Here is a 15,277-nt window from a genome sequence, read left to right on the forward strand (position 1 = left end):
GATGATTAAAGACTATGAAAACGTATTTAGTGAATTGAAGGAGGGTTTTTACGGCTCCACGATGGATGCCAGCATTGCGAGTCAAACGCGAATTTGGCTCAACCGGTTAAAACGCAAGTGGGATAAAATCTTTAGTACGCAGTCTAGCGCCATGGCCGATAAGTTTGTTTCCCAAGTCGATATCGGCGCGCAGCGTAATTTAGATGATTCTCTTAAACAGCTCTCTGGCGGTATTACCATCAAAACCGCTGTCATGCCGGACGCGTTAAAAGACCGAATGATTGCCGCCACGGCTGAAAATGTTTCCCTGATTAAATCCATCCCTACTCAATTTCATCAACGTATCGAAAGTGTCGCTCTGCGCTCTATCTCACAAGGGGGTGAGGGTGCGAAAACCTTATTAGATGAAATCAGGCACACTGGCAGCGTCACAGAAAGCCGAGCGAATTTTATCGGCGTTGACCAAACGCGAAAAATCACGACTGCGGCAAACTATGAGCGCATGAAATCAGCGGGAATTCGTAAGGCTATTTGGCATCACTCTGGTGGAAGCGCTGAACCTAGAGAATGGCATCTACAGCTGGATGGTGAAGTGTTTGATTTAGACAACCCACCGATTATTGACCCAAAAACGGGCGAACGTGGATTGCCGGGTCAATTACCTAACTGCAAATGTTTTTGGACGCCTGTAATCGATTTTAGTGGGGAAGAAAGTGGCGAGGAGACATGACAAAACGAACCTATGACAACAACGGCTGGCTCGAAGTGACAGATAACCCCATCTCTAAAGTTGGGGTTTTTGATTATTTGGGGGCAGAGATTGGTGCGCCGGTACCCGATAAAATCTATCGCGTATTGCGGCCACCGGAAGAACTGGCCAGCGAAGCGACGATTAACTCTTTCAAACTCACCCCGTTCATCATTGAACATGAAATGTTAGGCAAGCACGCGACCCCAGCGGAGAAAAAAGGCATCCAAGGGGTGATTGGTGAAAATGTTTATTTTGACCCGCCGTATCTTAGAGCCAATATCAAAATCTTTTCAGATGTGGCGCTTAGCAATATCGACAGCGGCAAAATCGACCTTTCACCGGGTTATCGCAGTAAATATGAATTCACCTCAGGCATTTATGAAGGCCAACACTATGACGCCATTCAGCGTCATCTACGTGGCAATCACCTCGCATTAGTCGATGAAGGGCGAACCGGCCCTGACGTCGCTGTGCAAGATCACCTCGTTATCACTATCGACACAAAGGAACTTATTCGCATGAACGAAGAAGAAAACAAAGAGAAGCAAACCGCTGATGAAGGTACGTTTACAGCGGAGCAAGTCACTGCGCTGAAAAGCATTATTGCAGAGGTGATTGCACAAACTCAGTCTTCAACCGATGAAGAACCGGAAGAAGAAAAGAAATCCACTGATGTTGATCCCGAAGAAGAACAAAAAGCGGAAGAGGCTGTGGCAGCTGCAGAAGTTGCAGCAGAAGAAGCCACAACGGGTACACCTGAAGCCGTTGAAGCTGCCGAAGTTGCGATTGAGACTGCCGTTGAAGCGATTGAAGAAGCCAAAGAGCATCTCGACCAAGCGACAACGGATAGCTTAAATCGCCGACTCAAACGCTTAAAAAACGGCATCGGTACGATGGATGAGATTGCATCCTTAAAGCGCAAGATTAAGCGTTTAGAAGCATCAAAATCCACGATGGATACTGGCGTGCTGTTAAAACAAATCGGTGAGCGGGATTCATTAGCGCATAAGTTGACCCCATTCCTTGGTGTGTTCGACCATGCCGCAATGACTAAGCAGCAAGTGGCGGAGTATGGCGTTGATAAGCTTGGTATTCAATGCGGTAAAGGTAATGAAGCCATTGCGCTAGATGCGTGGATGCAAGGGCGTGTGCCTGATTCACAGAAAGCCACAGTGACGATGGACTCTGCGGTGAGTAATCAATCAATTATGGATAAATGGGGAGCGAAATAATGGCAATTCCTAAATCAGTGTCGCATGGCTTAACGTCTGGCGTAGTGGGTGAAATCAGCCATGCAGGGCCTATTCGTGCCGTTGCCGCCATTCTCAGCTCAGCGGATGAAAAGCAAAATATCTTCGGTCGGGCTTACACCTACAAAGATGATTCTGTAGAGTCTGTGCAAGTGGGTGGCAAGGGCGCATTTGCGGGGATCATGATTAACCCGAAAGCGTATCGTATTGAAGTGAACTATGCACGCAATGGCACCCAAGGTGAGTTTTTAACGATGGGTGAGGTGTATGTCGAACTAAGCGATGACGAAGGCAAAATCAATGATCCCGTCGTATTCAGCGAAACGGACGGTTCGTTATCGGCTAAAGGTACGGTAGGTACAGGTGAGCGCGTGATTGGCTTTGTCAGTCGTCATCTTTCATCAACTGACGCACCGCATTTGAGCGTTATTCGCTTAACCGAAATCCCATATCCAGCGGCAGTAAAGGAAGGTGAATAATGCCAGTTAGCAAGCAAAAGTTTTATATGTCTGGCCGCGATATCCGTAAACATGGCCAACTTAATATCCAACCTAACCAACAGTGGACGTATCGGGAACTTGAGCAAATTGGTTTTGGTGGCTTGGCGTCGATGGACTCCGCGATCACTGGTGCTGCTGTACAAGGCGGTTTAATTCAGCGTGAAATGTTGCAACACGTTCTTCCTGGTCTCATTCGTACTGCAACCCGTGTTCGTGTGTTGGATGAAATCACCGGTGTGTTGAATGCCGGTGAATGGCACGATGAGGAAATCATTCTGAACGTGGCGACACCAACCGGTAAGGCTGAACTTTACGGCGACCATACCAACGTGCCGTTAGCGTCTTACATTCAAGACCAAGAACGCCGCGGTATCGTGCGTTTTGAACAAGGTTTTCAAGTTGGTAAGTTAGAGGAAGCGCGTCAATCTGCAGCTGGGTTTGAAGCTGCTGCGGAAAAACGTAATTCAGCGACTGAATCTTTAGAGCAAGGGCGTGAGCGGATTGGTTACTATGGGTTTAATAGCCCTGAAACACGTGTATTTGGCTTGATGAATGAGCCGAATCTACCGGCTTATGAAACCGCTTCGAAAAAATGGAAGGGCGGCACGTTTGCCGATATCACCCAAGATATTACCGATATGTTCTCGCGCATTGAAATGAGTTCAGGTGGGATTATCAAAGACGATATCGCGATCACATTGACGTTACCGTTAGGCTACCGTTCAACGCTAAATGTCGCTAACCCTGTGGCGCGAGGTGAAACGGTGTATCAGTGGGTGAAAGAGAACTATCCAAACCTGCGCTTTGTGTTTTCACCTGAATTTGTCGGGGCAAATGGTGGTGCGGATGTGGCGTATATGTTTGCGGATACCATCGATGATGGTTCAACCGCAACCAGCGCGACCATTCTACAAGTGGTGCCCGTTAAGTACCAATTACTGGGCTCGCAAGCCCAGATTAAAGGGTATTTAGAGGATGCGACCAACGCAACCGCGGGTGTCTTTGTCACGCGCCCTTGGGCTATCACCCGCCTAACTGGCATTTAACCTGACCACTTCCTTTTTTACGCCCTCAAATGAGGGCTTTTTTAATGGAGCAAGCCATGTCTCTCTATGTCTATTGCACGCTATCCAATGACCAAAACTATTCGGTCACGGATGGCAAAGTGTTTATTGCTGGTCAAGCCAATATCATGACCAAGCATATGTATACCCCGCGAGGGCGTGTCACGGAAATCAGCGACGAACAATATGCTCAACTTAAAGATAACCATGTATTTCAACTGCATAAAGAAAACGGGTTTATCAGCGTTGAAAATCGCAAAGAAGATCCTGAAAAAGTGGCCACCAATATGGAAGCCAGCGATAAGTCAGCGCCGGATACCGTGGAATCATTGGAAGCAGAAAAACAAGCAGTCCCGAAAACCAACAAAAAGGGTAAATAATGATGGAGGCGAGCACATTTCCCCTAACGTCATTTCGTGTGCTTCGTCCACAGTTCTGCGGAGTACCTGATGATGATATTTATATTATTGCCCAATCCGCGTTGAATTATTTCTCCCCTTGTCGTGGTGTTTGTACCAATGAATTGTGGATGCTGGTTGTCGCCCACATGTTGGACTTAAATCAGCAAATTGCAGAGGGCGCCGCGCCCACGGGTGTTGTTACCAGCGTCACCATGGACAAAATCAGCGTATCATTCTCTGCACCGCCTGCGGGTTCTGATTGGTCACACTGGTTCAAAATGACGACCTACGGCCAACAGTTCTTAGCTCTGATAAAGCGCTGTAGCGTACCGCAATATATTGGTGGAGCAGGTGAACGCTCGGCATTTCGTGGTGTGGGTGGGCGATTTACGCGCGGGGGTCGATTACGTTAATGACGAAATTAGCCCAGTTAAAAGCGGTTTACGATGAGTTAGCCAAGAAACAATTGAAAGTGGGTTTCTTTGAACACTCCAAATATCCCGATGGCACGCCCATTGCCTATATTGCGGCGATTCAAGAATTGGGATACCCCGCTGGTGGCATTCCTCCCCGTTCGTTTTTTCGCCCGACGATGAGCGATAAAAAAACAGAGTATGGCCAGTTAATTTTCCGTGTGGCCAAAGCGGCGGCCGCTGGCAATATCTCTGTTACCGATGGGCTAACCCAAGTCGGCGCAAAAGCGGCTGGGGATGTGAAACTGGCCATTAAAGCGGTAACCACACCTGCGTTAGACGATTCAACGGTAAAAGCCAGAGCGCGGCGTCATAGCAAAGGTAAATCCACCGATAAGCCCTTAGTGGACACGGGGCAGATGTTACAAGCCGTCAGTTTTACCGTGGAGGATAAGTAATGTTCGGGAATTTACACCGTATCGCTTCTCGCTATATTCCGCAGCAAACAGTCCAGTGGTTTCGCTTTAAAAACCGTGAGCCCGATGAGCGAGGGCATGACCAAAACCAATATTATGAACCGGTTGATATTCGCGGGAGCTGGCAAGCGGTCGATACTCAAGATGCACAATCAATGGGCTTTGATTCAAACCAAGTTTATCGCCGTTTTTATACCTCCCATGATATCAAAGGCATTCAGCGCGGTACATCTCCCGATTACCTTGTTTTTAATGGTAAAAAATACGATGTGATGGGGGACGCGGATTGGTATGAGCAGGACGGCTGGAAATCAGTGATTTGCATCGAGGTAGGGGCCTATGACGGATAATGACGTTGATATCGCCATTCGCAAACAGTTATTACGGCAGCTGGCCGAAGTCGGTATTGATATCCCTGTGAAAGCGGGTTTTCAATCCACCAAGCAAGGCCGTGAAGATAATATGGTGATGTTCTTTTCCATCAATGAAAGTGGGCATGGTTGGCAAGGTCGCAATTACAATGTCCAAGGTAACAATGCCAATCACCAAGAAAACCAATTATCGGAGAAAACGTACCAAGTTCAGGCATTCATTACCCAATTAGGCACGTATACCGCCAATGATATTGCCGCCATTGCCCGAATGGTTGTCAATTCACTGCCTTTTGTGACCACACTGAGAAAACAAGGTATTGGCGTGCAACGGGCAACATCCGTTCGACAGCCTTACTTTGTAAATGACCAGGGCAACTACGAACAAAACCCCTCGTTTGATTTTAATGTGACGTTTAAACGCTCTCTTTTCCCTGATACAGCTGCCATAAGCGCGCTCTATCCTGATATCCATCGCATATAAGGTTTTACTATGCCAATTAAACAAACTCGATACGTTGATATTGCATCAGCGGTCATTGGCGCGTCTGCAGTTCCGATGCGTAAATTAACCGGCCGCTTATTTTCCACTAACCCCAAAATACCTGCAGGTAAAGTTTTAGAGTTCGCCAATGGTCAAGTTGATGACTTGTTAGGTGTTGATTCTCCCGAAGCTAACTTTGCACGACAATATTTTAGCTATGTTAGCCCCGCACCAGTGAGCAAGCCGAAAGAACTGCAAGTTGCTTCTTATGAGCCTGTGGGGCGAGCACCGACACTGTTTGGTACCAAAGCCGCCGCATTAGCAGATTTAAAAATTATTGCGGATGGGACGCTCTCCGTCACGATTGGTACCGTCACTAAAAGCTACAAAGACATTGATTTGTCAGAAGCGAAGTCCTATGCGGATATTGCGTCCACCATTCAAGCAAAACTCAATGCAGAAAGAGAACAGCAATTTTCCAGTAGCTATTTGACGTTTAATTCACTCGATAGCGCCTTTGAGCTGAGTGGCGGTGTGCAAGAACGCGCATCCATTAGTGTTGAATATTCGGTGCTGGCGAATGCCATGGGGCTGTCTTCCGGTACGGCATCTGAAGGTAATCCCGCACAAACGCCTCTGGAAGCCTTTATGGTAGCAGAGCAGGTTTCCGATTCATTCGGGAGCGCGACATTTTTGGATGAACTGACGTTAGAGCAAGCGGTGCCATTGGCACAGTATGTGTCGGGTGAGAACGTCAAATACCAGTTGCATATTAGCGTGAGTGAAAAGCAGGTTGAAGATTTTAGTGCAGCATTGATGGGAACCGCTTCCGTGGGGTTAAACCTCAAAACGGATACTAACTATTTTATTCAAACCTTACCCATGGCCGTTATGGCGGCGACGGATTATGACCGCACGAATGCCACGACAAACTACATGTTTCGCCAGTTAGGTGTGACGTTCCCTGCGCAAGTGGCCACAGATAAAGCGGCTGACCGATTCGATAAGCTGCGCGTGAACTATTACGGTGAAACCGCGATAGCCGGCTCGCAAATCCGTTTCTATCAACGGGGCTTCTTGTGCGGTGGTGCGTCTAATCCGCTGGATATGAGCGTGCACGCTAATGAACAATGGCTAAAAGCCTATATTGCTCAGCAATGGTTTAACGTGTTGTTGGCCACACGTGGTGTTCCCGCGAATAAAGACGGTGAAGCGCGTGCGTTGATGGTCATTGCCGGTGCGGTCACCAAAGCGATTAATAACGGCACGATTTTAGCCGGTAAAATGCTGAGTGACGTGCAAAAGCTTGCTATTGCGGATGCGTCTGGCGATGACCTTGCTTGGTATGACGTACAGGATAAAGGCTATTGGTATAACGCGCAGATTGTTGAAAACACGGGTGAAAGCGACTTGCCTGAGTATGTCATGAAATACGTGCTGATTTACGGCAAAGGCGATTGGGTTCGCAAAGTCGAAGGCTCACATAATTTAGTCTAGGAGTAGAACATGCATGATGTATCTGCAACCGGCTTGAGTTTTACCATTCAAGCCAGCAAAACCTTTCCCACTGGGATTTTAATTACCGCCTTTGCTGACGATGCTGATCCACTGGATTTACCGGCTGTCGATATTGCACAAACGGGTATGGATATTAACGGTAACTTGGTGAGTTGGTCTACACCAACACCACAAACCGTCACGATTAACGTATTGGCCGGTAGCGAAGAAGATCAAAACTTGTCTATTTTGCTCGAGGCAAATACCGCGAAAAAAGGGCGCCGACACGCAGGGGATATTATTACTTTTGTTGCGTCTTATGGCGATGGCTCAACGGTCACGGCGCGCAATGGCAAAATCACCAATGGTAGTCGTGGCAACTCAGCCGCCTCTGCGGGGCGTTTGAAATCTAAAGCCTATACCTTTGTGTTTCAGGATTTCGACAGTACGCGTATCCGTTAATTTATTTCAATTTCTGGCGGGGTTTCCCGCCTTTTTTATTGGTGTTTACCATGATGATTAAACCTAAAGAAGTCGCTATCAAAGACGTTGATGGCGTTGAAAAACTATTCATTATTAGTCGCCTACCCGCCACAGTCGGGCGTGAAATCCTAGCGAAATACCCGTTATCTAACGCCCCCAAAATTGGTGACTATGAGGTCAGCAAAGAGGCCATGCTCAAAATGATGGCCTATGTGTGTGTCACTATCGATGGTGAAGAAATCTCCCTTAAAACACAAGCACTTATTGATAACCATGTGCCTGATGGCGAATCGTTGATCCGCTTAGAGTTGGAAATGTTGAAATATAACACCAGTTTTTTCGGCAACGACGGGAGCCAAGGTTTCCTCCACTTCCTGCTCAGCAAGGTAAGCGGTTCACTCCCGTCGATTATAAAAACGCTGATGGGTTCTTTGCCGTCATCGTCAGCGAACGCCTCGCCACCTTCACCGAACTCAAAACCTCAATAGATTTAGAAGAAGCAATGGACCTGTGGGAAATTGCCATTACTAACCGTTATAACGAAGCCCTTGCGGCTTCAAAGGATCGCTAATGTCATTAATGGATACCTTTGTGCAGGTCTTTGAGTTTGATACAAGGCAAGCGGATGGGGCATTTAAAAAGGTGCAACGTTCGACCGATGACATTATCGATGGCATGAAACAAACCCAACAGGCGGCGCAGCAAAGTTCACTGACCATCGGAAGTGTGATGACGGAGCTTTGGCAATCGTTGCAGGGGCTGTCGACCGATCATGCTATTCAGTTCACCACCAATGCCAGCGAGGTCAGTGCTGAGACAAGCCAAATCGTGGATAGGTTAGATGCGGTGGGATCATCATTAAGCGCATTGGATGAGCAACGGCAAAATGCAGACGTTGCTTGGGTCTCAGCGGGGGATGCGCTAGGGGATTGGGGGCAATCACTGCAAGCTGAAATCACTCAACTAAAAAGTGACCTTGGCTCGTTATCTGTGAGCGACCAAAAAACCGCATTAGAACAGGTAAAAGGCTCAGTCAGTGAGTATATTAGTGAGCTGCAAAAAATCCCGACCACCACTGCCGATGGCGCCGCAGAAATTGAACGTGTAATGGCAGACTTACGCCAATCGGTGCAAGGCTTATCGGTTGAACATTCGATTGATTTCGTTACTAATGCAGATGAGGTTATTGCCCAAACTGGCTCGGTTAAAACACAATTAGAGACAGTAACAGATTCGATGGCTAACCTTGAGGCGCAGCGGTCAATATCTGACGCAGGCATGCAATCCACTCAGGTTGTCTTGGGCGAGCTCGATGCAAACTACCAGGCACTACAGCAAAATGTTATTCAACTTAATCAAGGTGTCACCGACCTCACGTTAGCCGAACACCAAGGTATCACCGCGAAGCAACTGTCCAACGCCATTATTCAAGCACTGCAAGGTAATTACAGCGAGCTAATTCGCCTTGTAGACACCATGAAAGTGAAAGGAATTGAAGCGGCGACCAGTGAAATTAAAGCACAGCAATCCTTGCAAAAAGCCCTTGAGAATACCGAAACCAAATATCAGCAAGCTGGTAATACGGTCATGTCGTTTGCCAAAAAGGCATTGGGGGCGGTTGGCTTATTGATGGGGGCGACTGCCTTGGTGGGGGAGTCAATTTCACGTTCGGCTGATATTGAAACCCTCGATAAGTTGGGTAAAAAAATCAATGTGGCGACTGCTGATGTAGACGCATTCGCGGGTTCAATGGCTGAACTGGGCGGCACGCGTGATGCGGCCCAAGCAGATTTATCGGCGATGGCCAAATCGTTTGGCTTGGCTAAAAACTCCATGGAAAAAGTACTTCAGACTGCAGATAAAGTGCAGGGTATGAAGTTTGATAAAGCCAAGGCAACGCTTGCGGGACTGGGCGTAACAGATGATAAAACCGTCGAGCTGATGATGAAAGGTCGCAAAGAACTCGAGCGCATGATGGGTATTCAAAAAGAGTACTCAGGCATCAACAAAGAGAGTATTGAACAATCCATCAAATTCAACAAAGCCATGCAAGGCTTTAAGCAATCATCAGGCTTACTGAAAAACAGCTTCTTAGAAATGGTGATCCCGATTTTAACCAAAGGGCTAGAGTGGATTAACCGTTTTGTGAGCTTTTGCAAAGAAAACAAGTCGCTCATTGTGGGGTTCTTTATTGCAATAGGTTCGGCTATTGCGGTGTTTTATGTGCCTGCCATGTTATCAGCTGCGGCAGCTACCTTGGCAGCAACATGGCCTATCTTGGCGATTATCGCGGTTATTGCCTTACTGGCTTCGGCGTTTGCCTTAGTTTATGACGATATCATGAACTTTATTGACGGCAATGATTCGATGATAGGGCGTCTTTTGGATGAATACCCCGAACTTAAAGCCGCCATTATTGCGTTGTGGGAAGCGTTTAAAGCCTTCTTTGATTTTGTCATCGCCTTGTCTCAGGTCGTTGCCGATGTAGCAGTGTCAGCTTTTAACTTTATTGTTGATGGTGGCAAGCAGTTATGGGTATGGCTCTCGGGGTTTATTCGCGATTTAGCGGATTGGGGCAAGCAATTTGAAGGGGTCTTTACGGTGGCTTCTGATGCCGTTGTAGGGATTTTTAAGTGGTTATGGGCGCAAATCAAACAGTATTTAAGTTGGATTAATGACGGCTTAGAAGCGATTAAAAATGGCTGGAGCACGGTCAAAGGGTGGTTTGGTTTTGAGGATGCACAAGTGACTCAAACGGTTGAACGCAAAATCACGACTGACGGCACGATAGAGCACCAAATCCCCGAACAGCCCAAGTTATCTGGAGAAGATACTGCGTTGTTAGTGAAAGGGCTGAGCCAACAAATTAACGGTATGTCGGCTAATCCAATTAACCCGATGACCAGCCAAGCCATCAGTAATCAATCCAGTACCACCAATGAAACTAACTTGTCGATTGGTGAAATCAAAGTGGAAACCCAAGCGACGGACGCGCAAGGAATGGCGAATGGCACGAAAGATGCGCTGCAATCCCAGCTACAAGATTTAGCCCATCAAACCAGTTCGGGGGTAAGCAAATGATCACCGAGGTGAAAATCTTCAATATCGATAACTTTTCGACGTTATTTGAAACGGCCAATCCGATTCAAATTAACGTCCGTGATGAACACAAAGCAACACAATTTACCGTTGAGTCGGGGGAAACACGCAGTGACCATGTGGTAGTTCAGCCCGTTGAAATTGGCATGGATTTAATTTTAGCTGGCGAAATGAAAAGCGCCTTTGAAACCCTACAGCAAGCCTACGATAAACATCAGTTAGTGGGTATCCAAACGCGGGTGAAAACCTACCAACCGATGCTGTTAGTGAATCTCTATCACGATGAAACTCCAGAGATGGCCGATGCGATTAAACTCTCGCTGCGCTTTACGGAGTGGCGAACGGTTGAGCCAGAATATGGCGACCTGCCGCCCCGTAAGGTGGCAAAAAAAGAGCAATCGAGTACGGTGAATCGCGGGAAAGTGCAAACGTCCACGGTACCGGACAAAAAGAAAAAATCGGCAGCAACCAAAATTGCTGACGGTGAATTTACGTTAGGGTGGTGACCCATGCAAGAGATCCCTTTAAATGCCGTGCCTAATCAACGTTTGCGCGTGAGCCTTGGCGGTGATGAGTGGGAGCTGACGATTAAAGCGGCGCGAACAACAATGTGCTGCGATATCAAACGCAACGATGTGGTTTTACTGCAAGGCATTCGTGTGATGCCCAATCAACCGCTGATCCCCTACCGCTATTTATCAGGTAACGGTAATTTTGCCTTTATCACAGAAAATGATGAATATCCGTGGTGGGCGCAGTTTGGGCAATCGCACAGTCTTGTTTGGTGGGGGGATGATGATTGATTTACGTCGTATCCGATTAGGGATTGAAGTTAATGGTCGGCTGCAATGGTATGAAGGACTGCGTATTCGTGCCAACGGCACTAAATATGCCAATCCCCTGCAAAATGAATGCACTGTCAATATCGATGGGCTCAATGCGACAACACGCAATATGTTGCTGACCGAAACCAGCCCCTATACCCAAGCGAAGAAACCGCACCGTTTAATTGTCGAAGCCGGTCGCGCCAGTACGGGCGTATTTCGCATTTATGTGGGGGATATTGTTAGTGCAGAAATCGTCTCGCCGCCAGATGTGACACTGACCTTAAAAGCGAAAACCAATAATGCAAACGCGCGTGATATTGTATCTTCATCGGGTAGTGCAATAAGCAAAATGAGCGAACTGGCCAAGAACATTGCACAGGATTGCGGGGTTAAATTGGACTTTCAAGCCACTGATAAAAATATTGCCAATTGGTATTTTTGTGGGCCAGCACTCAAGCAAGTGGAACGCCTGCAAGATGCTGGTAATGTGAAAGCCTTTATCGACGACGATATGTTATATGTGAAAGACCAGGATAAAGCGTTAAGTGGCCGCTTGCGAATTCTTAACCAAAAATCGGGCATGGTAGGGATACCGAAAGCCACGGAAAAAGGTGTCGATGTCACTTATTTAATTGATAGCGAGTCGTCATTAGGCGGCATGTTACGCCTTGAAAGCAAGTTTAATCCTGCCTTAAATGGCGACTACATTATTGAGCAACTTAAGTTCGACATTGCCTCTCACGACGACCCTTTCTTTTACCAAGCGACCTGCAAACGAGTGTAAACCATGAACCAACCCAACAGTGATATTGCTAGCGAAGGCAGCTTGGCAGGGCAGTTTATGGCTGCATTTCGTAGCCTATTGATGAATATTGACGACATGCTCCCCGCGACGGTGGTGAGTTATGACGATAAAACTAACCGCGCTGTGATTAAGCCACTCGTCATGATGGTATCGACGGAGGGGCAAAAAGTCGGGCGAGCGGCAGTACCGAATATTCCCGTTTTTCGTTTTGGTGGCGGTGGCTTTTTTATCCGTATGCCGATCAAGGCGGGTGATTTCGGTTGGTTAAAAGCCAATGACCGTGATATCAGCTTAATCTTTCAGCGTGGCGGCTTAGAGGATGAACCGAATACGGCTCGTTTACATACTTTCAGCGATGCGATGTTCTTTCCCGATACACTTAAAGGCTGGCTAATTGATGGCAAAAATACAGATGCCTTGGTGATTCAATCCATGGATGGCTCCGTGTGTTTGTCACTGCATGAGGGTAAAGCGGTTTTAGATTCGCCCGTTCTTGAAGTCAATGTGCTTGAAACCACCTTTAACGGCAATGTTACGGTGAATGGTAATCAGGCCGTAAACGGTAACAGTGATTCAAACGGGGGCACAATGAAACACAACGGTAAAGATATCGGCTCAACCCATAAACACAATGGCATTCAACGAGGTGATAGTAATACAGGAGAGCCCATATGATAACTTTTGATGTAAACAACAATAACGATATCCATTTGGGGAACAGTGGCAACTTAGCGATTACGAGTGGTGAACGGGCATCGAAAAACCGTTGTGAACATTATGTCAAAGCACTCCGTGGTGAAATGCTGCATAACCTCGATATGGGCATTCCCTACTGGAAAACCACCTTTGGGCGACAGGCGGACATTCCGTTATTTGAAGCGGCGTTTCGTGACCGGCTGCGTGAGCTGGATGATGTGATATCGGTGGTGTCATTTTCGGCATTAATCGCGGATAACTCGCTGAACTATACCGCGGTGATCCAAACCATTTATGGGGAGATAACGCTCAATGGCTGATTATCAATATCTCACATCACAGGGTGTAATTGTGCCAGATACCAGCACGTTACGTGATGACGTTGAAAACGAATTTAAAAGTGTCTTTGGTCAGCAACTGGATGTTAATCCCGAAACCCCGCAAGGCGCATTGATCACCATGGAGGTCGAAAATCGGGACGCCGTTGTGCGCAATAATGCAGAGTTGGCCAATCAAATTAATCCTGATTTAGCCGGTGGTATTTTTCTTGATGCAATATGGGCTTTAATGGGCGGTCAGCGTTTTGATGCCACACACTCCTTTTTATCACAGGTGAAATTCACGGGTATTGCCGAGACTATCATCCCTAAGGGGTCACAAGCGGCCACGCTGAATGGCGACTTATTCGAAACCACCAAAACCTTAATTATCGGTAAAGATGGCTCAGTAACTGGGGATATGCGCGCCATTGAAACAGGGGCGGTTGAGTGTGGCGTGGGTCAACTTAATAAAGTGGCCAGTTCGGTATTAGGCTGGGAAACCGTACATAACCCCAGCAATGCGGTGTTGGGTCGAGATGCTGAATCAGACTTACAATCAAGGCGACGACGCAAACAGACGTTAGCCAAAAACACGGTGAGTGTGGGGGAGGCGATTACCTCTGCATTGTATGAATTGGAAGGGGTACGTTCGTTGTCGTATCGAGAAAACTACACGGACGAACCGATGATTTTTGATGGGATCACGTTAGTTCCCCATAGCATTTATGTGTGTGTTGAAGGGGGTGATAAAGAGGCTATAGCACGTTCGTTACTACGTACTAAAACCCTTGGCGCCGCCTTTAACGGTCGTGAAGAGGTTGAGGTATTGGAAACTATCAGCGGTCAAATTTATCCCGTTAAATTCGATAGGGCGAAAGAAATTGTGTTGTTCTGCCGAGTAACAGTGAAAAAAGCCACCGTCGATGCACAAACCATTATTCCCGCCGCGGTTGAGTCATGGGCAAATGGGGATATCGATGGTGAGGGCGGTTTAGTGGTGGGGCGTGATGTATCACCTTTCGAAATATCAGCCGGTATCAATGCTGTTGAGCCTCGTTTATTTATTACACGTGTCGAGCTTTCAACCGATGGCAAAGCCTGGTCATCAAATAACTATGAAATCAAAATGAATGAGGTGGCAAGGCTCAAACGCAGTGCGGTACAGGTGGTACTGGTATGAGCAAAATCCAATCATTTGATTTTCATTCTGATTTATTAAAGGCGATCCTTTGGCAATATGAAGATGCGGCAAACCTCAAGGCGTTAGCTAAATACAAAGCAGACTATTTTGAACAATCCACAGTCCAGTTTTGGCGTGATTGGTATCGTGATGTGTTTAATATCGATACCGCGAACGAGTTTGGGCTAAATATTTGGGCGCGCATACTCGATGTGCCGTTGGGGATTGATGTTCCCCCGAGTGATAAAACAAAAATCGGTTTCGGTTTTGGTAAAAAGAATGCCAATTTCAAAGGCAACTTTCGGCGTAATGCCGATTACACCTTATCACTGACGGTAGACCAAAAGCGCCTCATTGTGCGTATGCGTTATTTTAACCTTACGCAAAGCCCAACGGTCACCAATATTAACGAATTTCTTAAGCGGTTCTTTTGGCAAGCTGATAGCAAAGTATTTGTGCTTGATCCGCTGGATATGACCTATCTGTATTACGTGTTTAATTTCAATCCAGATGAACGATTACGGGTACTTCTTGAAAACTTCGACCTTATGCCTCGTCCATCAGGGGTAGGGGTTAAATATCGTATCGTGACAAAGAAAGCCTTTGGTCACGGCCAACATCGCAAAAACTTCCTTAGCAGTAATTTCGGAGCCTAAAACT

The 15,277-nt window shown here is 47.0% G+C and carries 20 protein-coding genes; all 20 read left to right on the top strand.

Annotated features, from left to right (window positions below):
* Position 1: 1 nt before the first annotated feature.
* The 20 genes from ACE2AL_RS07250 to ACE2AL_RS07345 all read left to right on the top strand — a co-directional run bounded on the left by ACE2AL_RS07250 (position 2) and on the right by ACE2AL_RS07345 (position 15,273).
* Entirely contained in the window at positions 2 to 730 is a 729-nt protein-coding gene (locus ACE2AL_RS07250; protein ID WP_375084299.1) for a phage minor head protein, read from the top strand.
* Positions 727 to 1,983, top strand: a complete 1,257-nt coding sequence (locus tag ACE2AL_RS07255; RefSeq protein WP_375084202.1) for a DUF2213 domain-containing protein — start codon at positions 727 to 729, stop codon at positions 1,981 to 1,983. The genes ACE2AL_RS07250 and ACE2AL_RS07255 overlap by 4 nt, the downstream gene beginning before the upstream one ends.
* The gene (locus tag ACE2AL_RS07260) at positions 1,983 to 2,480 is read left to right on the top strand and encodes a hypothetical protein (protein ID WP_110592063.1); all 498 of its coding nucleotides are present in this window, start codon (positions 1,983 to 1,985) and stop codon (positions 2,478 to 2,480) included. The genes ACE2AL_RS07255 and ACE2AL_RS07260 overlap by 1 nt, the downstream gene beginning before the upstream one ends.
* Positions 2,480 to 3,547 (top strand): major capsid family protein, encoded by a 1,068-nt coding sequence (locus ACE2AL_RS07265; RefSeq protein ID WP_181468537.1) that lies wholly within the window; start codon positions 2,480 to 2,482, stop codon positions 3,545 to 3,547. The genes ACE2AL_RS07260 and ACE2AL_RS07265 overlap by 1 nt, the downstream gene beginning before the upstream one ends.
* Positions 3,548 to 3,603: 56 nt before the next feature.
* A complete protein-coding gene (locus ACE2AL_RS07270; protein WP_105881054.1) occupies positions 3,604 to 3,945 on the top strand; it encodes a hypothetical protein in 342 nt (113 codons plus the stop codon).
* A 2-nt stretch (positions 3,946 to 3,947) separates the two neighbouring features.
* Entirely contained in the window at positions 3,948 to 4,379 is a 432-nt protein-coding gene (locus tag ACE2AL_RS07275) for a DUF4054 domain-containing protein (RefSeq protein ID WP_272525297.1), read from the top strand.
* Positions 4,379 to 4,837, top strand: a complete 459-nt coding sequence (locus tag ACE2AL_RS07280; protein WP_375084203.1) for a hypothetical protein — start codon at positions 4,379 to 4,381, stop codon at positions 4,835 to 4,837. Before ACE2AL_RS07275 ends, ACE2AL_RS07280 begins: the two co-directional genes overlap by 1 nt.
* Entirely contained in the window at positions 4,837 to 5,205 is a 369-nt protein-coding gene (locus tag ACE2AL_RS07285; RefSeq protein WP_375084204.1) for a hypothetical protein, read from the top strand. Before ACE2AL_RS07280 ends, ACE2AL_RS07285 begins: the two co-directional genes overlap by 1 nt.
* Complete coding sequence (locus ACE2AL_RS07290) at positions 5,195 to 5,710, top strand: hypothetical protein (protein ID WP_211889359.1); 516 nt, start codon at positions 5,195 to 5,197, stop codon at positions 5,708 to 5,710. The genes ACE2AL_RS07285 and ACE2AL_RS07290 overlap by 11 nt, the downstream gene beginning before the upstream one ends.
* A 9-nt stretch (positions 5,711 to 5,719) precedes the next feature.
* Positions 5,720 to 7,207, top strand: a complete 1,488-nt coding sequence (locus tag ACE2AL_RS07295; protein ID WP_375084205.1) for a DUF3383 domain-containing protein — start codon at positions 5,720 to 5,722, stop codon at positions 7,205 to 7,207.
* A gap of 9 nt (positions 7,208 to 7,216) precedes the next feature.
* Positions 7,217 to 7,669, top strand: a complete 453-nt coding sequence (locus ACE2AL_RS07300) for a phage tail fiber protein (protein WP_068445366.1) — start codon at positions 7,217 to 7,219, stop codon at positions 7,667 to 7,669.
* A gap of 50 nt (positions 7,670 to 7,719) precedes the next feature.
* Positions 7,720 to 8,178, top strand: a complete 459-nt coding sequence (locus tag ACE2AL_RS07305) for a hypothetical protein (RefSeq protein ID WP_375084206.1) — start codon at positions 7,720 to 7,722, stop codon at positions 8,176 to 8,178.
* An 82-nt stretch (positions 8,179 to 8,260) separates the two neighbouring features.
* Positions 8,261 to 10,771: a hypothetical protein gene (locus tag ACE2AL_RS07310; RefSeq protein WP_375084207.1), complete on the top strand. Its 2,511-nt coding sequence runs from the start codon at positions 8,261 to 8,263 to the stop codon at positions 10,769 to 10,771.
* Positions 10,768 to 11,295, top strand: a complete 528-nt coding sequence (locus ACE2AL_RS07315) for a phage baseplate protein (protein WP_206082539.1) — start codon at positions 10,768 to 10,770, stop codon at positions 11,293 to 11,295. Before ACE2AL_RS07310 ends, ACE2AL_RS07315 begins: the two co-directional genes overlap by 4 nt.
* Before the next feature lie 3 nt (positions 11,296 to 11,298).
* Positions 11,299 to 11,592 (top strand): phage baseplate plug protein, encoded by a 294-nt coding sequence (locus ACE2AL_RS07320; RefSeq protein ID WP_349484256.1) that lies wholly within the window; start codon positions 11,299 to 11,301, stop codon positions 11,590 to 11,592.
* Entirely contained in the window at positions 11,585 to 12,400 is an 816-nt protein-coding gene (locus ACE2AL_RS07325; RefSeq protein ID WP_375084300.1) for a hypothetical protein, read from the top strand. Before ACE2AL_RS07320 ends, ACE2AL_RS07325 begins: the two co-directional genes overlap by 8 nt.
* Positions 12,401 to 12,403: 3 nt before the next feature.
* A complete protein-coding gene (locus tag ACE2AL_RS07330; RefSeq protein ID WP_349491938.1) occupies positions 12,404 to 13,096 on the top strand; it encodes a Gp138 family membrane-puncturing spike protein in 693 nt (230 codons plus the stop codon).
* The gene (locus ACE2AL_RS07335) at positions 13,093 to 13,437 is read left to right on the top strand and encodes a hypothetical protein (protein WP_267722810.1); all 345 of its coding nucleotides are present in this window, start codon (positions 13,093 to 13,095) and stop codon (positions 13,435 to 13,437) included. Before ACE2AL_RS07330 ends, ACE2AL_RS07335 begins: the two co-directional genes overlap by 4 nt.
* Entirely contained in the window at positions 13,430 to 14,617 is a 1,188-nt protein-coding gene (locus ACE2AL_RS07340) for a baseplate J/gp47 family protein (protein ID WP_375084208.1), read from the top strand. Before ACE2AL_RS07335 ends, ACE2AL_RS07340 begins: the two co-directional genes overlap by 8 nt.
* Positions 14,614 to 15,273 (top strand): DUF2612 domain-containing protein, encoded by a 660-nt coding sequence (locus ACE2AL_RS07345; protein WP_206082534.1) that lies wholly within the window; start codon positions 14,614 to 14,616, stop codon positions 15,271 to 15,273. Before ACE2AL_RS07340 ends, ACE2AL_RS07345 begins: the two co-directional genes overlap by 4 nt.
* Positions 15,274 to 15,277 lie beyond the last annotated feature (4 nt).

This window comes from Providencia xihuensis (assembly GCF_041953405.1).
GTDB classification, from domain to species: domain Bacteria; phylum Pseudomonadota; class Gammaproteobacteria; order Enterobacterales; family Enterobacteriaceae; genus Providencia; species Providencia vermicola.